At 74.1% G+C, this 23,536-nt stretch carries 13 protein-coding genes and 1 pseudogene; 12 read left to right on the top strand and 2 right to left on the bottom strand.

Translation table 11 applies throughout. The annotated features are described in order from the left end of the window. Nucleotides 1-75: 75 nt before the first annotated feature. Nucleotides 76-1,680 carry a lytic transglycosylase domain-containing protein gene (locus ACW62_RS33800; protein WP_157574409.1) on the top strand — a complete coding sequence of 535 codons (1,605 nt, stop codon included), beginning with the start codon at nt 76-78 and terminating at the stop codon, nt 1,678-1,680. Nucleotides 1,681-1,723: 43 nt separating this feature from the next. On the opposite strand, the gene ACW62_RS05225 is transcribed toward ACW62_RS33800, so the two are convergent. Continuing rightward, complete coding sequence (locus ACW62_RS05225; protein ID WP_053203001.1) at nt 1,724-2,899, bottom strand: lipopolysaccharide biosynthesis protein; 1,176 nt, start codon at nt 2,897-2,899, stop codon at nt 1,724-1,726. A gap of 262 nt (nt 2,900-3,161) precedes the next feature. Here ACW62_RS05225 and ACW62_RS05220 point away from each other — a divergent pair, with 262 nt between their 5' ends. The 7 genes from ACW62_RS05220 to ACW62_RS05195 all read left to right on the top strand — a co-directional run bounded on the left by ACW62_RS05220 (nt 3,162) and on the right by ACW62_RS05195 (nt 15,243). Next, nucleotides 3,162-3,776, top strand: a complete 615-nt coding sequence (locus tag ACW62_RS05220; protein ID WP_157574407.1) for a hypothetical protein — start codon at nt 3,162-3,164, stop codon at nt 3,774-3,776. After that, the gene (locus ACW62_RS05215) at nt 3,773-6,568 is read left to right on the top strand and encodes a hypothetical protein (RefSeq protein WP_053202999.1); all 2,796 of its coding nucleotides are present in this window, start codon (nt 3,773-3,775) and stop codon (nt 6,566-6,568) included. The genes ACW62_RS05220 and ACW62_RS05215 overlap by 4 nt, the downstream gene beginning before the upstream one ends. Nucleotides 6,569-6,787: 219 nt before the next feature. Beyond that, entirely contained in the window at nt 6,788-8,566 is a 1,779-nt protein-coding gene (locus ACW62_RS05210; RefSeq protein WP_053202998.1) for an MmpA family trehalose lipid delivery protein, read from the top strand. A gap of 31 nt (nt 8,567-8,597) precedes the next feature. After that, nucleotides 8,598-8,741, top strand: a complete 144-nt coding sequence (locus ACW62_RS33795; RefSeq protein ID WP_157524295.1) for a hypothetical protein — start codon at nt 8,598-8,600, stop codon at nt 8,739-8,741. Nucleotides 8,742-8,757: 16 nt separating this feature from the next. Beyond that, nucleotides 8,758-10,002 (top strand): glycosyltransferase family 4 protein, encoded by a 1,245-nt coding sequence (locus ACW62_RS05205; RefSeq protein WP_205629145.1) that lies wholly within the window; start codon nt 8,758-8,760, stop codon nt 10,000-10,002. 43 nt (nt 10,003-10,045) lie between these two features. Continuing rightward, nucleotides 10,046-10,786 (top strand): methyltransferase domain-containing protein, encoded by a 741-nt coding sequence (locus ACW62_RS05200; RefSeq protein WP_053202997.1) that lies wholly within the window; start codon nt 10,046-10,048, stop codon nt 10,784-10,786. Then, nucleotides 10,783-15,243: an alpha-(1->3)-arabinofuranosyltransferase gene (locus tag ACW62_RS05195; protein WP_053202996.1), complete on the top strand. Its 4,461-nt coding sequence runs from the start codon at nt 10,783-10,785 to the stop codon at nt 15,241-15,243. The genes ACW62_RS05200 and ACW62_RS05195 overlap by 4 nt, the downstream gene beginning before the upstream one ends. A gap of 979 nt (nt 15,244-16,222) precedes the next feature. Here the strand turns inward: ACW62_RS05195 and ACW62_RS36460 are convergent. Continuing rightward, a pseudogene (locus ACW62_RS36460) lies at nt 16,223-16,381 on the bottom strand (type IV toxin-antitoxin system AbiEi family antitoxin domain-containing protein); the annotation flags it as partial. A 243-nt stretch (nt 16,382-16,624) separates the two neighbouring features. On the opposite strand from ACW62_RS36460, the gene pgfA reads away from it, so the two are divergent. From pgfA to coaE, 4 genes are all read left to right on the top strand, one after another. Beyond that, nucleotides 16,625-18,616 (top strand): cell envelope lipid trafficking protein PgfA, encoded by a 1,992-nt coding sequence (pgfA, locus tag ACW62_RS05185; RefSeq protein ID WP_053202994.1) that lies wholly within the window; start codon nt 16,625-16,627, stop codon nt 18,614-18,616. A gap of 360 nt (nt 18,617-18,976) precedes the next feature. Next, on the top strand, nt 18,977-20,464 hold the full coding sequence (gene rpsA / locus ACW62_RS05180; protein ID WP_053202993.1) for a 30S ribosomal protein S1: 1,488 nt from the start codon (nt 18,977-18,979) through the stop codon (nt 20,462-20,464). 107 nt (nt 20,465-20,571) lie between these two features. Further along, nucleotides 20,572-21,321, top strand: a complete 750-nt coding sequence (locus tag ACW62_RS05175) for a hypothetical protein (RefSeq protein WP_157574405.1) — start codon at nt 20,572-20,574, stop codon at nt 21,319-21,321. Between the two features lie 1,018 nt (nt 21,322-22,339). After that, complete coding sequence (gene coaE, locus ACW62_RS05170; protein ID WP_053202991.1) at nt 22,340-23,518, top strand: dephospho-CoA kinase; 1,179 nt, start codon at nt 22,340-22,342, stop codon at nt 23,516-23,518. Nucleotides 23,519-23,536 lie beyond the last annotated feature (18 nt).

Genomic DNA, 23,536 nt, shown 5'->3' with positions numbered 1-23,536 from the left:
CATGCGAGGCTCGTGGGGACGTCGTGAGAACGGGAGTCCGCATTGCGACCTGTGTTCCGAGCCGCTGGGGCCGTCGTGGCGACCTCGGGGGTTCTCTGCCTAGGCGGAGCGGCAGGTCTCCCTGGACCTACCGCTCTGGTCTCCTCGTCCGACCAGCCCGGCTCCGACGGCATCTTCCAGGGCCGCGGCGACGCCATCATCTCCAGCGATCCGACTGACGGTCAGGCCTCGGTCACGGTGGTCGCCGACAACGCGGCAGCCATCGCGGCCGGCTTCATCGTCGGCCCCACACCGTCACCCGGTGTCGTCACGCAGACCCTCGCCAGCGGCCTGGGCATCCCCGGCGTGGTGCTCGAGGCGTACCAGAACGCCGCGGCGAAGATGACGCTGGAGAACCCCGGCTGCGGCATGCGCTGGGAGATCCTCGCCGGCATCGGCAAGATCGAGTCCGGGCACGCCAACGGCGGCCAGGTCGCGGCCGACGGCTCCGTCGTGCCGCGCATCGTCGGCCCCGCACTCGACGGCAACGGCTTCGCGTCCATCGGCGACAGCGACGGCGGCCGCTGGGACGGCGACGCCGTCTGGGACCGCGCCGTCGGCCCGATGCAGTTCATCCCCGGCACCTGGAAGGCGTACGGCGCCGACGGCAACGGCGACAGCGTCGTCGACCCGCACAACGTCTTCGACGCCACCCTCGCGGCCGCGAAGTACCTGTGCGCCAGCGGCGGCAACCTCGCCGACGAGGCGCAGTTGCGGTCGGCGCTGTTCCGCTACAACCCGTCCACGGCGTACGTCGACAACGTGATGGCCTGGATCCGGGCCTACGACAACGGCAGCGGCTACGTCACCGAGACCCCTGGCCCCGGCCCGGCCGGTCCGCCGCTGCCGCCGTCGTCGAACGACGCGCCGAACCCGTCCGGCTCGCCCAGCCCGACGCCCACGACGCCGCCCGACCCGCAGCCGACGACGCCGCCGAACACTCCGCCTCCCACCACCCCGCCGACCATCCCGCCGACGACGCCTCCCACGACTCCGCCGACCACGCCGCCCGGCGACGAGGACGGCGGTGGGGACGTGTCGGGCGGTGACGTCTCGGGCGGCGATGTGAGCGGTGGTGACGTGTCCGGTGGCGACACCGGTACCGACACGGGTACCGACACGGGGACGGACACCGGTACCGACACCGGGACGGACACCGGTACCGACACCGGGACGGACACCGGTACCGATACGGGGACCGAGACGGGCACGGAGACCGGGACCGAGACGGGGACCGAGACCGGGACCGAGACGGGCACGGAGACCGGGACCGAGACCGGGACCGAGACGGGCACGGAAACCGGGACCGAGACCGGGACCGAGACGGGCACGGAAACCGGGACCGAGACGGGCACGGAAACCGGGACCGAGGGCGGCACGGAGACGGGGACGGAGTCCGGCACCGAGACGCCCGACGGCGTGTGCCCCGACGACGGCACGGGCGTCGATCCGGCGACGGGCGAGATCATCGACCCCGACTGCGAGACGGAGGACCCGTCCACCGAGCCGCCGGACATGACCGGCTCGCCGTCGCCGTCCGAGGAGTCGCCCGAGCCGACCGCGGCCGAGACGCCGAACACCGCGACGCCCACTGCACGGACCACGAGCCGGCGCCGCTGGCTCCGCCGCGTACGCCCATGATCATGTTCCCTCGCGGTCGCTGACGCGCCGCGAGGGGACATGATCAAGCTGTCCGTTCGCGGGCGAGCCCCCACAGCACGATCAGCCCGGCCGCGACCAGCCCCGGCGCCAGCACGCCGGCCAGCGTCGTCGCCCACACCTCGACGGCGACCACGTAGCCGGCCAGCACCACCCACAGCACGCCGGTGGTCCAGCGGTCGCGCTGCGCCAGGTGCGCGTACACGAGCAGGTGCGCCAGCGCGTACAGCGCGCCGAGCGCGGCGAACCCGGGCACCCACGGCACGACATCGTCGTAGGACGGCCCCGCCATGAGGTCGACCGCGGGACCGGCGAACAGCCAGCACAGCACCGTCAGCCCGGCGCCGCAGACCGCGACCGCCGCCAGGCCGAGCGTGACCGCCGTCCGCCGGCGAGCCGGGTCGGAGAGGGCGGGGAAGGCCAGCATCGGCACGAACTGCGGCAGCCAGAAGGCGATCTTGGTGAAGATCGAGCCGGCCGCGTACAGGCCGCTGGCCTCGGGGGACAGCACGTGCCGGGCGAGGATCACGTCGATGTTGGTGAGCACGACGAAGCCCAGCAGCATCGCACCCGACGACAGCGTCGACCGGACGGCGAACCCGCCGCGCAGCGACGCCGGCCGCGCCACCAGCCAGGCGACGACACCCGCGGCGGCGAAGCCGAGCGCGATGCCGATCAGCGCGCTCGTCGCCGTCGGCTCCAACGCCATGCCGACCAGCCCGCCGCCGACCCGCAGCGTCGCCTGGACCGCCACCAGCGCGGCCAGCAGGCCGAACCGTTCGCGGCCCTGGATGATCCCCAGCGGCGGCGCCGTCGCCGTCAGCGCCGCGATGGCCACCGCCGCGGCCACCGCCGGCACCGGCGACGGCAGCTGCAGCACCGACTCGGCGAGCGGGCTCAGCGCCGTCAGCCCCACACCGATCACCACGGCGAGAACCAGCCCGGACCGGACGGCGGGCGCCACCGGCCGCCCGGTCGCCGCCGCCCGCGCCGTCGTCGCCTGAACCGCCAGCGCCGCCACGTTGCCGACGATGATCAGCGCCAGCAGCGCGCTGAACGCACCGAACTCGTGCGGCCCCAGCCGCCGCGCCCCCGCCACCGTCAGCGCATACCCGAGCAGGTTGGCGGCGCTGGTGCCGAGGGCGAGCAGCCCCGCGGAGCCGCGCCCGGCACCGAGCAGGCGTCTCGCGAGCTGCAGCACGGGCCTATCGTGCCAGGCCGGTGGTCGCGGTCGGCCTGGAACGGGTGGTTGGTTGGTCAGCCGGCGGGGCGCTGGCTGCCCGAGCGTGCCGGAGAGCGCCGCCGTCGGCCGTCTGCTGCCGGGTGCCGGGGGTGTCCCAAGTGCCCGGTTGTTCTTGCATGACCAAGTTTCTTGCCCAAAGTACTGGCGCAACTTGTTACTGGCTGGTAAGAAGTCACCTCATCGATATCGGTGGCCGCGGACGTCCGCCGGAGAGGAAGCGATGAGGGGCTATTTCCTGCCAGGAGTGTTCCTGGCTGTGGCGACCGGCGTGCTGGTCTTCGGGGGCGACTGGCTCGGGTTGGAGCTGGAACACGTCGCCCTCTTGGGGGCGGCCCTCGGTGGCGCGACCGGCGTCGTGCCGGACCGGCAGCCGTGGGAGCGGGCGAGCGGCCTGCTGGCCGGGGCGCTGCTGGCGTGGCTGGGCTACGCGCTGCGGGCCGCCTGGCTGCCGGACACGTCCGCCGGGCGCGGCGTCGCTGCCATGATCGTCGTGCTGGCGTGCCTGCTCATCGCGTTCCTGACGTCCGGCCGGCTGCCGCTGTGGTCCTTCCTGATCGGGGCGGCCGCGGTGGTCGGCTCGTACGAGGTCGCCTACACGGCCGCTCCGCCGGAGTTCGTCGAGACGTCGCCGACGGCGCTGACGACGGTGCTGCTGGCGGCCGCGTTCGGGTTCCTCGCGACCGTGTTCCTCGGCAACACCATCGAGGAGGAGCGGGCCCGCGAGCGCGGCCGGTACGCCTCCGACGACGAGCCGGACGCGGTCCCACCGGAACGCGAGCCCGAACCGGCCGACGAGACCGCGCGCGGCCCGTTCTGGGAAAGGGCGCTGCGATGAGCCGCCGGATCGCCGCGGCGGCCGCCGGCGCCGTCACCCTCGTCCTCGTGGCCGCGCCCACCGCGGCCGCGGACGTCGACGTCACCAACACCGAGACGGTGCAGGTGTACCTGAACGCCGACGGCGGCGTCGACCGCGCCCGCGTCTACGACCAGCTCGACCTCACCGGCACCGGCAGCGTCGACCTGCGCAACCCCGTCACGACCGACGGCCTGCGCAACCTCGACGGCTTCGGCGGCACCGACACCGAGGACGGCGAGGCGGTGCTGCAGACCGACGTCGACGGGGAGCAGCGGCGGCGCACCGTGTCCGACTTCGAGGGTGACCTGCCGCTGTCGGTGTCGGTCGAGTACCGGCTCGACGGCGAGGTCGTCGACGCCGGGGACGTGGTGGGGGAGTCGGGCGAGCTGGAGGTCCGGTACAAGGTCGTCAACGAGACCGGTGAGCCGCGCGAGATCGAGTACGACGACGGCACCGGCACCATGGTGACCGCCGAGGAGGAGGTCTACGTCCCGATGGTGGGGACGATGACCACGACGCTGCCGTCGTCGTTCACCAGCGTCCGCTCCGGTGAGGCGAACATGGGCGGCGACGGCCGCGGCGGCACCCGGCTCACGTACGCGCTGACGCTGTTCCCGCCGATCGGCTCGGCCGAGCAGGAGTTCGGCTACACCGCGATCATCGAGGACGGCACCATCCCGCGGGCGACGCTGTCGGCGCTGCCGGTGTCGCCCCTGGACAGCCCGACGTACGCGACCGGCGTCTCCGGGTACGAGGGCGGCATCGACTCCGGTATCGCGCTCACCGAGGGCGCGCAGACCATCGACCAGAACCTGCTGCGGCTGCGTGACGGCGCCGCCGACCTGCTCGGCGGGCTGATCCAGCTGCGCAACGGCGCGCAGGAGCTGAGCACCGGGCTGTCCGACCAGGCCGCGCCGGGCGCCCGCGAGCTGGCCGACGGGCTCGGCGACCAGCTGGCGCCGGGCGCCCGCGAGCTGCGGGCCGGCGCGGACGAGTTCTACCAAGGGGTCAACGGCGAGCTGGCGCCGGGCGCGCAGCGGCTGGCCGACGGCGCCGGCGTGCTGGCGGACGGGCTGTCGGACCAGCTGGTGCCGGGCGCCGGTCAGCTGGCCGACGGCGGCGAGGAACTGGCCGCCGGGCTGCAGGGGCGGCTCGCGCCGGGCGCGTCGCAGCTGGAGGACGGCGCCGCCGCGGCCGCCGACGGTGCGGGCCAGCTGGCCGAAGGGCTGGAGACGGCCGGCGACCGCGCGCCCGAGCTGATCGGCGGGCTGGAGCAGGTCGGGTCCGGCCTGGACCGCGTCGACAACGGGCTCACCCAGTTGTACGACGGCATCGGCGGGCTGCCCGAGCAGGCGCGGCCGCTGGTCGACGGCATCGACCGGCTGCGGGCCGGAATCGGCGACGTCGACGAGGACGGCACCCTGCTCGGCGGGCTGGAGACGATCCGTCACGGTCTGGAGACGCAGGCCGTGCCGGCGCTGGAGCAGATGGCTGAGGGCGTCTACAACGAGTCCGCCTCGGCGCCCGGCGCCTACCAGCGCCTGGGCTGCGCCGTCGTCGTGCTCAAGGACATCGCGGACCGGAAGACCAGCGGATTCGGGCCGCCCTGCTACGACACGCAGTCGGCGCTGCTGCTGAACTCGGCCCGTCCGACCCTGGGTTACCAGGTCGACCCGATCACGGACCAGGTGCTGAGCACGCTGCGCAGCGAGTTGGCCGACGGCCGCTCGTCGCTGGCCAACCCGGACGACCCGATGGACCGCGACACCCTGTACGGCGGGCTCAACACGCTGGAAGCCGCCCTGACCAGCGGCGACGGCGTTCTGCGCGGCCTGGTGCGGCTGCAGTGCGGCCTGTCCAACGAGCTGGACCCGTGCTCCGACGACCCCGGTCTGCTGCAAGGGCTGAACCTGCTCGACGAGGGCGTGGGACAGCTGGTCAGCGGCGTGGTCGGGTCGGTGCAGGGCGGCGTCGGCGAGCCGGATGACACCCCGGCCGACGAGACGCTGCGCGGCGGCGTGAACGGTCTCAGCGACGGCGTCGACCAGATCATCGCCGGCGGCGACGCGCTCATCTCCGGGCTGATGCAGCTCACCGACGGCGCGCACGACCTGCACGACGGCAACCTGCGGATCTCCGACGGGGCCGGCGAGCTGGCCGCGGGCGCCGAGGCGGCCGCCGACGGCGCGGGCCGGCTGGCCGATGGCGCGGGCCAACTGGAGGAAGGCGCGTCCACGGCAGCGGACGGCGCCGGGCAGGTCGCGGACGGCGCGGGCGAGCTGGCCGACGGCGCGTCCGCGGCGGCCGACGGCGCCGGGCAGATCGCCGACGGGGCCGGCCGGCTGGCCGACGGCGCCGACGAGGCCGCCGTCGGGGCCGGGGTGCTGGCCGGTGGCCTGGAGACCGCCGCCGACGGATCGGTCCAGATCTACGACGGCCTGCTGCAGGCCGCCCAGGGCGCACCACAGCTCGTCGACGGCGCCCAGCGGCTGTCCACCGAGGGCGCGTCGCAACTGGCCGGCGCCGGGCAGGAGACCGCCGCCGACTTCGGCACCCGGTACGCCATGCTCGAGGCCGGCGCAGACCGCGCGACGAACGAGGCGCTGGTCAACGGTGCGCCGGCGGGTGCGACGCTGAAGACGGCGTTCACGTATGAGATCCCGGAGGTGAGCGGCGAAGGCGGCCGCAACGTCACCCGCGGCGTGGTGGCGCTGGGCGTGTTCGCGGCCGCTGCCGCCGCGGCGACGCTGCTGCGCAAGCGCCGCAGCTGAGTCCCGGGGCGGCCGTCACGCCCCCCGGGGCGGCCGCCCCGTCTCCCCGCCCGAGTTGATCTTGGAGTAACGGCAGAGTTGCCGGGCGAAATGCCCGGTTGGTGCCGCGGTTACTCCAAGATCAACGGGGCGCAGGGGTGGGCCTGGGTGAATCGGTCATGCGCGGCGGCCGTGACCGTTATGCTCCCCGCAAGGTCGATCGTGCGGGGAGGGACAGGTGTGAGCGCCCCGCATACCGTCGCCGGCGCCGTCGCGCCGCCCGACAGCGGCGCGAAGCACCGCCGGGCCCACCGCGGCGACTGGATCCTGCTGACGTGGTGCGCCCTGCTCACCGCGGCCATGCTGGGGCCGCTGGCCTGGCCCGGCTACGTGCTCTCCTACGACATGGTGGCGGTGCCCGACCAGGCGCTGCTGCCGTCGTCGGTCGGGCTGAGCAGCGCGGTGCCGCGGGCGGTGCCGCTGGACGCGGCCGTCGCGATCCTCGACTCCGTCCTCACCGGGCAGCTGCTGCAGAAGCTGGCGCTGGGCGGCATCGTGCTCGGCGCGGCGCTGGGCGCCGGGCTGGCGCTGCCGACGGTCCGGACGGGGACGCGGCTGGTCGCGGCGTCGGCCTACGCGTGGAACGCCTACGTGTTCGAGCGGCTGGTCATCGGGCACTGGCCGACGCTGATCGCGTACGCCGCGCTGCCGTGGCTGCTGATCCTGGGCCGCCGGGTCCGCCGCGGCCGCACGTCCGCCCTCGCGCCGGCCGTGCTCCTCGTCGGGGTGTCCGCGCTGACGCCGACCGGCGGGCTGCTCGCGGCGGCGCTGTTCGGGCTGCTCGTGCTCGCCCCCGGCGGACGGCACTCGCGGCGGGTCCGGGTCGTGAGCACCGTCGCCGTCCTCGCGCTGCAGGCGCCGTGGATCGTCCCGTCCGTCCTGCGCCCGGACCCCGCGGTGTCCGACCCGGCCGGCGTCGCCGCGTTCGCCGCCGCGTCCGACTCGCCGCTCGGGCTGCTCGGCAGCCTGCTCACGCTCGGCGGCATCTGGAACGAGGGCGCGGTGCCGGACAGCCGGGCGCTGCCGTCGGCGCTGGCGCTGACGGTGGTGCTGCTGGCGCTCGCGGTGTTCGGCGCGACGGAACTACGCCGCCATCTCGGCCGGGCCGAACTCGTCGTCCTCACCGCGCTGGCCGCCGCCGGCCTCGTCGTCGCGCTCAGCAGCGCGCTGCCCGGCGGCGACGCCGTCCTGGAGTGGCTGGTGGCGGAGGTCCCCGGCGGCGGGCTGATCCGCGACGGCCAGAAGTTCCTCGCCTGGTACGCGCTGCTGGTCGCGCTCGCCGCGGCCGCCGGCGCCGCCCGGCTGGCCCGGGCCGCCGTGAACCGGAACACCGCCGTCGCCGTCGCGCTGGCCGCGGCGCTGGTCCCGGTCGCGGCGCTGCCCGACCTCGCGTGGGGCGCGGCCGGCCGGCTGGAGCCGTCGCACTACCCGGCCGCCTGGGCCGGCGTCCGGGCGGCGATCGACGGCGGGCGCGGCGACGTGGTGGTGCTGCCGTACCAGCCGTTCCGCCGGTTCCCGTGGGCCGGCGACCGGACGGTGCTCGACCCCGCCCCGCGCTATCTCGACGCCGAGGTGGTCGTGCCCGACGCGCTGCCCGTCGGCGACACCGTGGTGCCGGGGGAGGACCGCCGGGCCGCCGAGGTCGCCGCGGCCCTCGACGGCGACGACGCGGCCCGCGAACTGGCCGCCCTCGGCGTCGGCTGGGTCGCCGTCGAGCGGGACACTCCGGGGACCGTTCCGGACGGACTCCTCGAATCGCTCGAATCGGTCGACATCAACGGGACGTTCGACCTCTATCGCGTTCCCGGCGACATCGGCACATGGACCCGTATTCCGCCCGCTCCGCCAGTCATCGTCGCCGATATCATCTTTTCGGTCATTCTCGCCGTCGCATCGGCTGATGTTGCCCGAAACGCCTTCTCCCGCAGACGGCGGTCGTTACGCTCCCAAGAGTCGTGATTTCCGCACCGCTCGAGGAGTACCAGAGTTCATGGGCAATTTCGGAGGCGTTGTCGCCGCCATTGTGGGAGTGGTGCTCGCCGGGCTGACCGTCGTCACCGCCGTGAACGTGAGCCAGCCGAGCGACGCGGACGACGTCAGTCACGAAGAACTGATCAACTACGACGACAACTGACGTCACCCATACCACCGTGCATTCTCCAGAGACCCTGGTCGAGTCGCGCCCATTGCGCGTCGTGCTGCTGAATTGGCGCGACACCACCCACCCGGAGGGTGGCGGCTCGGAACGCTACGTGGAGAACGTCGCCGCGGGCCTGGCCGCCGCCGGGCACGACGTGACGTTCTTCTGTGCGGCCCATCCGGGCGCGCCGAAGGTGGAGCGGCGCGACGGCTACCGGATCGTCCGGCGCGGCGGGAAGTTCACCGTCTACGCGCATGCGGTCCGGATGCTGGCCAGCGGGGCACTCGGACGGCCCGACGTGATCGTCGATGTGCAGAACGGCATTCCGTTCTGGAGCCGCCTGGCCGTCCGGTGCCCCGTGGTCGTCCTCGTCCACCACGTCCACCGCGAGCAGTGGGGCGTCGTCTACGGCCCCGCCACCGCCCGCCTGGGCTGGTGGCTGGAGTCCCGGCTCGCGCCTCGCGTCTACCGGAATTCCCGTTACGTCACCGTCTCGGAGATCACCCGGACGGAACTCGCCGCGCTCGGGGTCGGTCCCGGGCGAGTGGACGTCGTCCACAACGGCACCGCGCCGGCACCGGCCACGACGACGCAGCGCTCTGACCAGCCGCGTATCTGCGTCCTCGGCCGCCTGGTGCCGCACAAGCGGGTCGAACACGCGCTGCAGGTCGCGGCCCGGCTCCGCGCGAGCCGGCCCGGCCTGCGGGTCAGCGTCATCGGCGACGGCTGGTGGTCGGACCGGCTGACGGCCGAGGCGAAACGGCTGGGCGTCGACGACATCACCGACTTCCTCGGCTTCGTCGACGAGCGGGCCAAGCACGCCGAGCTGGCCCGCAGCTGGCTCATGCTGGCGCCGTCGGTCAAGGAGGGCTGGGGGCTCACCGTCGTCGAGGCGGCGCAGCACCAGGTGCCAACCATCGGCTACCGCAGCGCCGGCGGGCTGGCCGAGTCGATCGTCGACGGCGGCACCGGCCTGCTCGCCGACGACCTCGACGGCCTCACCGCGGCCACCGACGAGCTGCTCGCCGACGGCGTCCGCCGCACCGCGCTGGGCCGCGCGGCCGCCGCCCGCGCCGCCACGTTCACCTGGGACCAGACGGTCCGCTCGTGGGACGCGCTGCTGCGCCGCACCGTCGCCGCGGAGGCCGCCGAGCGGTCCGCCCGCCGGGTCGCCGCGGTCACGTCCGGCGTCGCGCTGGACCCGCACCGGGTGCCCGTCACGGCCGACGTGAGTCCGTTCTTCCGCCAGTCGTGACGATTCGCCACGACCGGCCGGGTAATTGTCGTAATGTGCGGTCGTGCTCCTCACCGAATCCCGCGACAGAACGACGTTGACCCGTTCGGTCCGGCTATTTCGGGCATTCCTCTCCGAGCAGCGTGACCCCGACCATTTCTATGGCGTGCTGGCCGCCGATTCGGTTGCGCAATTGTCCGTTTATGCCGATTTGCGGGAAACGCTGGTGCTCGACGTCGGCGGCGGGCCGGGCTATTTCCGCGACGCGTTCCGCCGCGCCGGCGCCCGCTATCTGTCCGTCGACAGCGACCTCGGCGAACTGTCCGCCCGCGGCGAGCCGGAGCCCGGCTCCGTCATGGGCAGCGGCATGGCCCTGCCGATCCGCGACGGGGCCGCCGACGTCTGCTACTCGTCGAACGTCCTCGAGCACGTCCCGGACCCGTGGACGATGGCCGAGGAGATGCTGCGCGTGACCCGTCCCGGCGGCATCGTCTACCTCTCGTTCACCGTCTGGCTGTCGCCGTGGGGCGGGCACGAGACCGCGCCGTGGCACTACCTCGGCGGCGAGTCGGCCGCCCGCCGGTACCGGCGCCGGCACGGGCACGAGCCGAAGAACCGCTTCGGCGCCAGCCTGTTCCCGGTGTCCGTCGCCGACGCGCTGCTGTGGGCCCGGCACACCCCGCACGGCGAACTGCTCGACGCGTTCCCGCGCTACCACCCGTGGTGGGCGCGCGGCGTCGTCCGGGTGCCCGGGCTGCGCGAGCTGGCCACGTGGAACCTCGCGGTGGTGCTGCGCCGCCGATGACCCTCCACCGCGCCGCGCCGCGCCGCCGATTTCAGGCGTGGCGCCTACAATCTGCCCGTGGCGCTTCGCGCCGCTACCTGCCGGCATGGCGGCTGCAGCTTGTCGCCTGCTGCCTCGGCCTGGTCGCCCTGGCGTTCCGGCAGGCGCCCGGGCAGATCGTCCCGGACACCAAGCTCGACCTCACCGCCGACCCGGGCGGGTTCCTGGAGCGTGCGCTGCACCTGTGGGAGCCGGCCGCCGCGTTCGGGCAGCTGCAGAACCAGGCCTACGGGTACCTGTGGCCGATGGGCCCGCTGCACCTCGCCGGTGACGTCGCCGGGCTGCCCGCGTGGATGGTGCAGCGGCTGTGGTGGTCGCTGATCCTGGTCGCGGCGTTCCTCGGCGTCGTGAAGCTGGCCGGCGAGCTGGGCGTCGGCCGCTCCTGGACCCGGCTGCTCGGCGGCCTCGTGTACGCGCTGGCGCCGCGGATCCTGGTGTCGCTCGGCGCGGTGTCGGTCGAGGCGTGGCCGACGGCGCTGGCGCCGTGGGCGCTGATCCCGCTGGTACGGGCCTGGCGTGGCGGCCCGGTCGTGCGCAACGCGGCGCTGTCCGCCCTGGCCGTCCTCTGCATGGGCGGCGTCAACGCGGCCGCGACCGCCGCCGCCGTCGTACCCGCCGGGCTGTGGCTGCTGCTGGCGCCGCACTGGCCCGGCCGGTGGCGGTTCGCGGCCTGGTGGGCCGGCTGCTGCGCGGCGGTGACGGTGTGGTGGTGGGTGCCGCTGCTGCTGCTCGGGTCGCACAGCCCGCCGTTCCTCGACTGGATCGAGACCGCCGGCAACACCACCCAGCACACGTCGCTGATCGAGGTGCTGCGCGGCAACGACCACTGGCTGTCCTATCTCTCCGTCGCCGGTGGGCCGCAGTGGCCGGCCGGCTGGCTGCTGGCCAGCGAACCGGTGCTGATCCTGCACACGGTGCTGATCGCGGCGATCGGGCTCGGCGGGCTGGCACGGCGCGACATGCCCGGGCGGCGGGTGCTGCTGACCAGCGCGGTCGTGGGGCTCGCGCTGGTGTCGGCGGGGTACCTGGGCGCGGCGGCCGGCCCGCTCGCGGGGACGGTGCGCGAGCTGCTGGACGGGCCGCTCGCGCCGTTCCGCAACGTGCACAAGTTCGACGTCGTGCTGCGGCTGCCGCTCGCGCTCGGGCTGGCGCACGCGCTGGCGATGCTGCGGGTGCCGGCCATCTCGGTGCGCCGGTTCCGAGTGCTCGTCGTCGGGCTCGCCGTGGTGGTGATCGCCGGCGTCGCGACGCCCGCGCTGGCCGGACGGCTGCCGCAGGCGGGCTCGTACGACGCGATCCCGGGCTACTGGCACGAGGCGTCGGACTGGCTGGACGAGAACGCCGGCACCGGGCGGGCGCTGCTGGTGCCGGGCACGTCGTTCGCCCAGTACACCTGGGGCGCGCCGCGCGACGAGCCGCTGCAGGCGCTGGGCGACACCCCGTGGGCGGTGCGCGACTCCGTCCCTTTGTCGTCGGCCGGCAACATCAGGCTGCTGGACGCCGTCGAGGCGCGGCTCGCGGCCGGCGAGGGCGGCGCCGGTGTCGTCGACGCGCTGCGCCGGGCCGGCGTCAGCCACCTCGTCGTCCGCAACGACCTCGACCGGTCCCGCACCGACGCGCCGCGCGCCGCGCTCGTCCACCAGGCCATCGCGGACCTGCCGGGCGCGGAGCGGGTCGCGACGTTCGGCCCGAAGACCGGCGCCGCCGACGACCCCGGCACCGCCTCGGACTCCCGGCTGGACGTGCGGTACCCGGCGGTGGAGGTCTACGCGATCACCGATCCCGAGGCCGAGGAGCACCGCGTCGCCGCGTACCCCCTGGACGGCACGCTGCGGATCTCCGGCGGCCCGGAGTCGCTGCTGACGGCGGGCGACGCCGGGCTGCTGGACGGCCGCGCGGCGTTCGTCGCCGGCGACGGCGCCGGGATCGCCGACCCGCACCCGGTGCCCGTCGTCACCGACGGGCTGCGCCGCCGGGCCGTCTGGTTCGGCGCCAGCCGCGACAACGTCACCGAGGTGCTGCGGGCGGGGGAGGGCGGCGGGCTGGGCCGGGTGGTGCGCGACTTCCTGCCGGTGGACGACCCCGCGCGCGAGACCGTCGCGGTCGTCTCCGGAGTCGCGGACGTGACGGCGTCGTCGTCCGGCGCCGACCCGCGGGCCACCATGGCGCGCGGCGCCGAGAACTCGCCGTGGGCCGCCGTCGACGGCGACCTCGGCACCAGCTGGGTGTCGGGGGAGTACGGCAGCGCCGCCGGGCAGTGGCTGGAGCTCAGCTTCGACGAGCCGCGGCGGGTGACGTCGGTCGAGCTGACCCCGCTGATCGGCGGGCCGGTCAGCGCGCCGCCGCAGCGCGTCGCCGTCCAGACCGACACCGGTGTCCTGGAGAGCGACCTGAGCCCCGGTGACGGCGCGCAGGTGCTCGCCGTCCCGTCCGGCCGGACCACCACCTTGCGGGTGACCGTCGTCGCCGTCGGCGAGGGCACCGTCAGCGGCGCCGGCATCCGCGAGCTGGCCGTCCCGGACCTCAAGGTGACCCGGACGCTGGCCGCACCGGCCGTCACGGCGGCCGACCTCGGCGGCGCGGCGTCCGGGGACCCCGCGCCGGCCACGCTCGTGTTCGCCGTCGCCGACGGCCGCCGCGGCGAGTGCGTCGCCACGACCTCCGGCGACACCGGCGTCGCCCGGTGCGCCGGGCAGCTGGCCCGGCCCGGCGAGGAGAACCGCGACCTGCGCCGTAGCACCGAGCTGGCCGCCGCAGCGGAGTACGAGGCGGAGCTGACGGCGCGGCCGCGGCCCGGCCGGTCGCTGGAGGAACTGCTCGCGCCCGACCCGGACGCGATGGTCGCGACGGCCAGCTCGCGCGCCGTCACCGACCCGCTCGGCCGCCCGCAGGCCGCCGTCGACCGCGACCCCGGCACCGGCTGGGTCGCCGCGCCCGGCGACGAGTCGCCGGCGCTGACCCTCGCCTGGGGGCCGCGGCGCACCGTCGAAGGGCTGCGGCTGGAGGTCGAGCCGTGGCTGGCGGCGTCGCGGCCCAGCCTGGTCGAGGTGCGGGCCGGCGACACGCGGTTCCAGGCCGGCGTCGACGGCGACGGCGCGGTCGTGTTCCCCGAGCCGGTGCGCACCGACGAGCTGACCGTCACGATCGTCGAGGTGTCCGAGGTCGAGGACCGCGACGCGGCGTTCGGGCTGCGCTCCGTGCTGCCGGCCGGGGTGTCCGAGGTCGAGGTGCTCGGCGCCGACGACCTGCGGCTGCCGGTCGACGAGTCGCGTCCGGTCGTCATCGCCTGCGGGGACGGGCCGTCCCTGGCCGTCGGCCGATCGACCGTGACGACGCGGGTCGAGACGACCGCCGGCGACCTGCTGCACGGGCGGCGCCTGGACGTGCTGCCCTGCGGCGACGGGTCCGGGCCGGTGGCCCTGGACGCCGGGGCGGTGGACGTCGTCGTCCGCGCGACCGGGGCGCTGCGGCCCGAGACGGCGACGCTGCGTCCGGTGGACGGGCCGCCGGCGCCGCCGCCGTCGCTCGACGTCACGGTGCAGACGTGGGAGGCGGCCGCACGCGAGGTCGTCGTGCCGGCCCGCGACCAGCCCGCCGTCCTCGCCGTCACCGAGAACCTCAACACCGGCTGGCAGGCCACCCTGAACGGCGAGACGCTGGACCCGGTGCGACTGGACGGCTGGTCACAGGGGTTCGTGCTGCCGGTCGGCGCGGCCGGCGTCGTCGAGCTGACCTACGCGCCGGACCGGCCCTACCGGTGGGCGCTGCTGGCCGGGCTCGGCGCCGTGCTGCTGGTCGGCGTCCTGGCCTGGCGGGGCACCCGGGTGCCGCCGGCGCCGTCGTCCGTGCCGCCGCAGCGCGTGCCCAGCGAGGCCGTCGGCGCGTATACCGGACGGCGGGCACGGCGGACCGTGCCGCTCGCGCGGCCGCTCACCCAGCCGCTCGCGCGGCCGCTCGCCCGGCACCGCAGGCAGCGGGCCGCGCCCGTCATCGTCCTCGGCGCCGCCGTCCTCGTCCTGCTCGGCGGGGCGGCCGGGCTGGCAGCGGCCGCAGTCGGCGCCGTCGTGCTGCTCGCCGGTCCGGGCCGGCCCTGGCTGACCCGGCTCGCGCCCGCGCTGTCCGCCGGCGCCGTCCTGCTCGCCGGCGTCGTCGTCGCGCTGCAACCCTGGCCGGGCCCGTCGCCCGGCGCCCACTCGGCGCTCGCGCAGGGGCTGGTGCTGATCGCGATCTCCCTCGCCGTCATCGGATCGGTCGCCTGGCAGCGCCCCGGCACCGTCCCGGAGGACGACGAGTACGTCCGCATCGACGCCATGCTCGACCCCGAGACCGGGCCGGCCGCGTACCGGCCCAGGGTGGTGACACCCGACGCCGGGCCTCGCCGTCGCCGCTCGATGTCCGCGGATCCGGCGGATACCTGAATTTCCGGCGGTTGACCGGCGATTCGATCCCTGACGCGCCCGAAATTCGGGTATCCGCCGGTTCGGCGGGTGTCAGCGGTCCCAGCCGGCGGGCAGAACGATGCCGCTCGGCGCGGGCGAGGGCCAGTCCGCCGGCTCGGGCTGGACCGCGCCGACCCCGGAACGTGTCTCCACCAGCGCACCGTCGCCTCGCGCCGGGCGCTGTCGCGCAGCACGGCGGCGAATCGGGCGGCCAGCTCGGCCCGATGACGCCAGGCGAGGTCCCAGCCGAACCGGACGACGTCCAGCCCCAGACGGCGCAGCCGCCACTCGCGTTCGCCTTGCCGCGCCACGATGCGCGACGCTCGGGACGGTTGTCGTACTTCAGCGCGCCGTCGGCCTCGAAGACCGCGCCGTGGAATGGCCAGAGCCCGTCGACCCGGTACTCCGGCTCGATCTCGCCGACCCACGCGTTGCACACCGGCAGCGGCAGGTCGAACTCCAGGCAGGTGAACCGCCCGAGCGTCTCCAGCGGTGACTCGGCCCGTGGGTCGGCGTGCTCGGACACCCACCGCGCCCGCCCGACTCCCGGCCACCCGGCCATGGCGAGGACCGCAGCCTGCAGATCATGGCCCGCCGCCGTCGCGGCATCAGCGGCGACGAGGGCGGGCAGCACCGGTCCCGACCTGGCCGAGTCGGCAACGGCCCAGCCGGGACTCATGAGGCCGATGCCCTGGGTGTGCCGCGCCTGGCCAGCCGGGATCGTCGCGATCCTGATGTCACCGTACCGACCGTGCTGGACGCTCTGACCAGTGCCGCTCAGCCGGATCGCCGTCACTCGCCCCGGCGCCGGACCAACGGTCGGCAGCTCCCACGTCGCTGTCGCCGACCAGCTCGTCAGGATGGTGGAATCGCCGCTGAAAAGGGCGAAGGCACGCGATCTGAGTCGATACCCCGCCCACGAGGACGCCGCGGCCAGCACGGCGGCGGACGCGTAGCAGCCGGGCGCCAACCGGACCAGCAGCCCGGCGGCGGCCAGCCGGCGAAGCCTGCTCTCCTCGAGACCGGCCCGCCGCGCGGTCGCGAGGTCGACCACGCCGTGGCAGCGGACGAGCAGCTCCGCCACATCGGGCGGGAGGATGCGCAACCGAGTTGTCATGCGACCACTTTCGGCGGCCGAGCGGCTGTCGGCAGGCCCGCTCACACATCTGTGGACAGCTGGCGCACAGCCGGCGGGTTGTGGACAACGCGGCTCTGATCGGGGGCGATGTTTGCCGAGTGGCATGCACGCGCCCGGCGCGGAGGGTAGTTTCACGCAGGAGCCCCCGTGCCGCCCCGGGGCCGCGCCCGGCGGTGGTTGCGCGCGGGCGGACGCGGAGACCCCGATCCGGAAGGCTTGTCCATGCGGCGCAGTATCGGCCTGGTCCTGGTGGGACTGGGCGTGTTGATGTTGGTGCTCGCGCCGCTGTCCCGCTGGTACGCCTACCCGCGGCTGGCGGTCGTCTCCAACGACGTCGCCGAGCGGGTGTCGGCCGGCAACGCCGTCACCGTGCTCGACCTCGGCGCCGTCGTGCGTCAGGACGCGGAGATCGAGCGCGTCACCGACGTCCGCTCCGTCCGCCGGATCATCCCCGACCAGGGCGACAGCACCGGCGACACCGCCGTCTGGGACACCAGCGTCACGACGTTCGACGAGGCCGGCGCCGGCGCCACCCCCGAAGAGAACGTGCTCTCGTACTACGAGGAGCGGGTCGCGTTCGACCGCCACGGCGCCGACTCCGTCGACGGCCACGACCAGTACTACACGCCCACCGGCGAGTCCGCCGACCGCGTCGACGTCGACCACGAGGGCTACTACTTCAAGCTGCCGTTCGGCACCGAGCAGCGGTCGTACCCGTTCTGGGACTCCACCATCCAGGACACCCGGCCCATGGAGTTCCAGAACGAGACCACCCTCGAAGGCCTCCCCGTCTACGTCTTCGAGCAGGTCGTCGAGCCGACGCCGGTGTCGGCGCTGGAGGTCCCCGGCGCCCTCTTCGGCCAGGCCGGCTCGATCGTCGCCGACCGCGTCTACAGCAACACCCGCACCATCTGGGTCGAGCCGCGCACCGGCGCCATCATCAAGGGCGAGGAGGAGCAGGACTCCTACCTCGACTTCGAGGGCACCCGCGGCCCGACGATCGTCCAGGGCACGATCGCCTACACCGACGCCCAGGTCACCGCCAACGTCGACGAGTACTCGTCCAGCGCCGACCGCCTCGGCCTGGTCCGCGACACCGTGCCGGTCGCCGCGGCCGCCGGCGGCCTCGTCCTCGTGGTGACCGGGCTGCTGCTCGCCCGCCGCGGCTCCTACCACGGCAAGCGGCGGTCGCCCGGTGCCGACGACGGTCCCGACGGTGTCGGCGGGTCGTCTGACCCGTCCGGCTCGGCCGGCGTCGTGACGCGGCCGGCGGGGGAGCGGACGGCGCTGCAGCAGCGGCCGCGCGTCCAGGAGCCGACGCGGTCCCTGTTCGAGCGGCCGCGATACGAGCCGCCGCAGCTCTCCGCGTACGACGCGACGCCGCACCAGGCAGCGGCCGAGCCCATGCCACCGGAGGAGACGCCGGCGACGTACGCCGAGGAGCCGCGGCTGCACTTCGAGACCGCTCCCGGCGCCGGGACCGCGGTGGCCGCCGACCGCTCGGCGCACTCGATCCACGACGACCCGCAGTACGCCGACCCGCAGTACGCCGCTCCGGTCGACGACGCCGGTCAGTTCGTCCACGCCGATCAGGACTCACGCCAGGCCCCGGAGCAGTCGTCGCTCCCGCGCCGCCGCCCGCAGTCCGGTTCCGTCCGGCCGCCGGTGGGCCGGGCGCAGGCGCAGGGACAGTCGGCGCAGTCGTTGCTCGGCCAGTCGCCGACCGGCCCGCTCACCCCCGCCCAGCCGCACGACGACCACGCCGAGCCCGCCGTTCCGGCCGACGCCGGCACGACGGCCGGGCGGGCCGCGCCGGCCGATGCCGGGTCGGCCGAGTTGGAGCGGGCCCGCGCCGACCTGGTCCGCCTCGAGCAGGCCCGCGCCGAGCTGGCCCGGTTCGCTCAGGAGCACCCCGACCTCGCCGCCAGCGGCGGCGCCGCCGAGCCGGCCGGCTCCGGCCCGGTCCCGGCCGAGGCCGACGCGGTAGCCGAGGCCGCGACCGGTGCCGACGCCGAGGCCGCGAACGACGCCGCGACCCAGCCCTCGGCCGGCCACCCGGCCGCCGCCGCGGACCTCGTCCAGCCGGCCGCCGCCACCCCGGAGCCGACCCCCGCCACCCCGGCGCAGGGCCGCCGCCGCGCCCGCGACGACGACGCACTGTTCGACGAATTCGACGAGGACGGCCGGTCCGCGGGCAGCATGCACCGCTACTGACCGTGCCCGGGAGCACCCCAGAACACGGTCCTGCCTGCACCGATACCACCCGCCGCCGAGCCGGCCGGAGGGGAGTACGCTGGTGCGAATCGAGGAACGGGGCATGGTGCCAGGTCATCCCATAGCTGAATCCGCCGCCGTGATCAACTCGCGACCTACCGTCGATTGACCCTGGTCGTCGCGGACAGGTAACCTATGTGTGCGCTGTGGGCCTGCGCGAACCTCGGACGGAGCAGGCTCGCGCTCGTTATTGTCGGTTGGCGGCTCAGGGGAACTAGGACCTGGTCGGTGATGGCACAGCGATCCAATGGTCCTGGCGCATGAAGCTACCACCGAACCTTGTCCGGAGTCCCCTTCCACATGACGAGCAGCATCGAGGCCGAGACGCCTACCTCGACGGCCCCCAGGACGACCACGCAGGTCGCCGTCAACGACATCGGGTCCGAGGAAGCCTTCCTCGCCGCGATCGACGAGACCATCAAGTACTTCAATGACGGCGATATCGTTTCCGGTACCGTCGTCAAGGTCGACCGGGACGAAGTCCTACTCGACATCGGCTACAAGACCGAGGGCGTCATCCCCTCGCGTGAGCTGTCCATCAAGCACGACGTCGATCCCTCCGAGGTTGTCGCCGTCGGCGACGATGTCGAGGCCCTCGTCCTGCAGAAGGAGGACAAGGAAGGCCGCCTGATCCTGTCCAAGAAGCGCGCGCAGTACGAGCGCGCCTGGGGCAAGATCGAGGAGATCAAGGAGGCCGACGGCGTCGTTTCCGGCACCGTCATCGAGGTCGTCAAGGGCGGCCTCATCCTCGACATCGGTCTCCGTGGCTTCCTGCCCGCGTCGCTGGTCGAGATGCGCCGGGTCCGCGACCTCCAGCCGTACGTCGGCAAGGAGATCGAGGCCAAGATCATCGAGCTGGACAAGAACCGCAACAACGTGGTCCTGTCCCGCCGCGCCTGGCTCGAGCAGACCCAGTCCGAGGTTCGGTCGACCTTCCTGCAGACGCTGCAGAAGGGCCAGATCCGCTCCGGTGTGGTCTCCTCGATCGTCAACTTCGGCGCGTTCGTCGATCTCGGCGGCGTCGACGGCCTGGTGCACGTCTCGGAGCTCTCCTGGAAGCACATCGATCACCCGTCCGAGGTGGTCGAGGTCGGCCAGGAGGTCACCGTCGAGGTGCTCGACGTCGACATGGACCGCGAGCGCGTGTCGCTCTCGCTGAAGGCCACCCTCGAGGACCCGTGGCAGCAGTTCGCCCGGATCCACCAGATCGGCCAGATCGTGCCCGGCAAGGTCACGAAGCTCGTCCCGTTCGGCGCGTTCGTGCGCGTCGAGGACGGCATCGAGGGCCTCGTGCACATCTCCGAGCTGGCCGAGCGCCACGTCGAGGTGCCCGAGCAGGTCGTCACGGTCGGCAAGGACGTCATGGTCAAGGTCATCGACATCGACCTCGAGCGTCGCCGTATCTCGCTGTCGCTGAAGCAGGCCAACGAGGGCGACACCGCCGCGCACGTCAGCGAGCACTTCGACCCGACGCTGTACGGCATGGCCGCCGACTACGACGCCGAGGGGAACTACAAGTACCCCGAGGGCTTCGACCCCGAGACCAACGACTGGCTCGAGGGCTACGAGAAGCAGCGTGAGGAGTGGGAGCGGCAGTACGCCGAGGCGCACGCTCGCTGGGAGGCGCACAAGTCCCAGATCGAGAGCGCGCAGGAGGCCGACGCCGAGGCGAAGGCCGACAACCCGTCCACGTACTCTTCGGGCGGCGCGCCCGAGGAGGAGGGGCCCGGCACGCTGGCGTCCGACGAAGCGCTTCAGGCGCTGCGCGAGAAGCTCACCGGCAACTGAGCCGAACGCATCGCACGAGCCCCGCACCCACCTCGGGTGCGGGGCTCGTCGCATGTGTGCCGTCGCGCCGCGGTGTCCGCGACGGCGCGGGAGGTTACGGTGTGCTCGTGACGAGCAGAGACCGCCGGCGGGGCCGGCCGGCCGCGGCCGCGACGCTGTTCCTGCCGCTGCTCCTGGTGCTGTCCGGCTGCTCGAACGGCGACGAGCCCGAGGTGCCGGTCGTGCCGACGTCGGGGGAGCCCACGGACGGCGACGGCACCGACGCGGCGGGCGAGCCGTCCGCGTCACCCGGTTCGACCACCGGTGTGCCCGAGCTGTGCAGCGACCTCGCCAGCGCCGGCGAGATCGCGCAGATCCTGCAGGTTCCGATGCAGGGCGAGACGGTCCGCGTCTACAACGACGAATTCCTGCCCGACTCCGGCCGCACCGGCCGCCTGACCTGCAGCTACGGCGTCCCGGAGGTGCCGGAGGGCACGACGCCGCCGCCCACGCCGCCGCCGGTGCCGCTGGAGATCGCCGTCAGCGGCTACACCGAGGCCGACATCGCGGCGGGCCGCATCGACTCCACGGTCGACGGCGCGCAGGCCGCGGGCACCGTCGTCACCGCCCAGACGGTGGCCGGCCGCGACGGCTTCCTGCTGACCGACGTCGAGGACGTGTCGTTCGTGATGGCCGACGACATCCGGACGTACGTCATCACGTTGCTGCACGGCGTGGTGCCGGCGGCCGCGGAGCCGGTCGTGCTGGTGAACCTGGCCGCGCATCTGCTCGGCGCTTCGGCGACGGGGACGCCGACGCCGACGGGCTCCGCGACGGCGCCGACGGGGTCCGCGACTGCGCCGACACCGTCGCCGTAGCTTCGCTTGGTCTCCGAGGCTCCGGCACTCGAACCGAGTTTTGATCGATGTGAGAACGCTGTCGTGTCAGCGACAGTGATGTCGCGTCGTTTCCGCAGCGATCTCACATCGATCTCGGCATCGTCGGGCCGCGGCGACTGTGCGCCCGCCGGGCACGTCACTGGGTGAGATCACTGTGCGTGCTGGGTGGCGTCGCTGTTGCCAGGGCAACAGTGATCCTCCCCACCCGGCGCAGCGATCTCACACCGTGAGGTGGGGATCGCGCCGGTCGGCCTGGTCCGCTCGGTCGGGCCGGGCTTCTCGTTGGCTGGCCGACCGTGCGCCGGGTCTGCCGCGTTCGCCGGGCTCCGTGCCGTTGGCCGTCCCCCCTGGCGCCCATTTTCTCAGCCGCGTGACCGCGCCTCAAGCGGACCCAAATGGGGCGCTTCGCGCGTTGGGTGACCGCTTGACCCGCGGTCCCGCGGCCAAGAACGGGCGCTTATCAGGGGGACGGGGGCAGTCTGGGCACACCTCGATGCCCGCTCCGGGAGTCGAGGACACCAACGGTGCACCGGCACGAACAACGAACGCCAGCCAGCCAGACGAACGGCGAACGGCGCACCGGGCGGCCTCTGCCCGCATTTCCCCCGTCCCCCTGATAGCTGCCCGTACTTGGCCGCGTGCGGGCGGGTCAAGCGGTCATCGCCGCGCGAAGCGCCATCAGTCCGCTTGAGGCGCGCGGGCGCGGCTGAGAAAATGGGCAGCAGGGGGACGGCCCACTTGCGGACAACGGCGAACTGCGGGACAACGGCGAACCGTTACACGATCCCCACCTCACTGTGTGAGATCGCTGCGCCGGGTGGGGTGGATCACTGTTGCCCTGGCAACAGCGACGCCACCCGGCAAACACAGTGATCCCACCCAGTGACGCGCCGGGGGGCGCGCAGTCGTCGCGGCCGAGTTCGTCGCTGCACTCCTCTCGCGTCGCTTCTCCTGATCTCGTCCCCGGGCGGCGAGCCCGGCCCGTTAGGGTCGTGGGGTGCTGAGAGTAGGGCTGACGGGCGGGATCGGGGCCGGGAAGTCGGTGGTGGCGCGCCGGCTGGCGGAGCGGGGAGCGACGGTCGTCGACGCGGATGTCGTCGCGCGGGAGGTGGTCGAGCCGGGCACGCCGGGGCTGGCCGCCGTCGTCGCGGAGTTCGGACCCGGTGTCCTGACGCCCGACGGCGCGCTGGACCGGCCGGCGCTCGGGAAGATCGTCTTCGCCGACGAGGAGCGCCGGACCGCGCTGAACGCGATCGTCCACCCGCTGGTCGGCCGCCGGCGGCAGGAGCTGGTCGCCGCGGCGGGGCCGGACGCCGTCGTCGTCGAGGATATCCCGCTGCTGGTCGAGAACGGCCTCGTCGCCGGGTTTCCGCTGGTCATCGTCGTGCACGCGACGGAGGAGGAGCGGCTGCGGCGGCTTGTCGACGACCGTGGCATGACCCCGGCCGACGCGCTGGCCCGGATCCGGTCTCAGGCCACCGACGCGCAGCGGCGCGCCGCGGCGGACGTCTGGCTGGACAACTCCGGCGCGCTTGTGGATATCGACGCCGCCGTTGACGCCCTGTGGACGGAGCGCCTGGTGCCGTTCGAGCAGCACCTGCGGACCCGGACCGCCGCGCCCCGTCCGCCGCACGCCGTCGTCGTCGAGCCGGACCCGACCTGGGCGGTGCAGGGGGAGCGGCTGCTGGGACGGATCCGGCGTGTCGTGGGGGATCGGCTGATCCGGTCGGACCATCACGGCTCGACGTCCGTGCCCGGGCTGCCGGCGAAGGACGTGATCGACGTGCAGCTGGTCGTCGCGGACCTTGCGACGGCGGAGGAGGTCGCCGGCGAGCTGGCCGAGGTCGGCCTCGTCCGGCTGCCGGACCGCTGGTGGGACGTCGATCGTGACGGCGTCGAGCGAGACAAGGTGCTGATCTGCAACGCCGACCCCGGCCGCGCCGTCAACTGCCACATCCGCCCCGTGACGTCGCCGTCCTGGCGCGACGGCCTGCTGCTGCGCGACTGGCTGCGGGCGCACCCGGACGCCGTCGCCGAGTACGCGGCGCTCAAGCGTGACCTCGCCGCCCAGCCGCACGACACCGTCGACGATTACGCCACCCGCAAGACGCCGTGGATCAACGCCGCTCTCGCCAGCGCCGACGCCTGGGCAGAGGAGGTCGGCTGGCGGGTGTGACGCCGGCTGCTCGCGCCG

It is taken from the genome of Jiangella muralis, from assembly GCF_001270745.1.
In the GTDB taxonomy this organism is placed as follows: Bacteria; Actinomycetota; Actinomycetes; order Jiangellales; family Jiangellaceae; genus Jiangella; species Jiangella muralis.
The sequence above is the reverse complement of the archived record's forward strand: the minus strand, read 5'-3'. Positions and strand labels throughout refer to the sequence as shown.

Excerpts from the sequence above, each read along its gene's own strand:
- rpsA (WP_053202993.1), top strand. The coding sequence starts at position 18,977 with ATGACGAGCAGCATCGAGGCCGAGACGCCTACCTCGACGGCCCCCAGG.
- ACW62_RS05215 (WP_053202999.1), top strand. The coding sequence starts at position 3,773 with ATGAGCCGCCGGATCGCCGCGGCGGCCGCCGGCGCCGTCACCCTCGTC.
- ACW62_RS05195 (WP_053202996.1), top strand. The coding sequence starts at position 10,783 with ATGACCCTCCACCGCGCCGCGCCGCGCCGCCGATTTCAGGCGTGGCGC.
- ACW62_RS33795 (WP_157524295.1), top strand. The coding sequence starts at position 8,598 with ATGGGCAATTTCGGAGGCGTTGTCGCCGCCATTGTGGGAGTGGTGCTC.
- ACW62_RS05220 (WP_157574407.1), top strand. The coding sequence starts at position 3,162 with ATGAGGGGCTATTTCCTGCCAGGAGTGTTCCTGGCTGTGGCGACCGGC.
- pgfA (WP_053202994.1), top strand. The coding sequence starts at position 16,625 with ATGCGGCGCAGTATCGGCCTGGTCCTGGTGGGACTGGGCGTGTTGATG.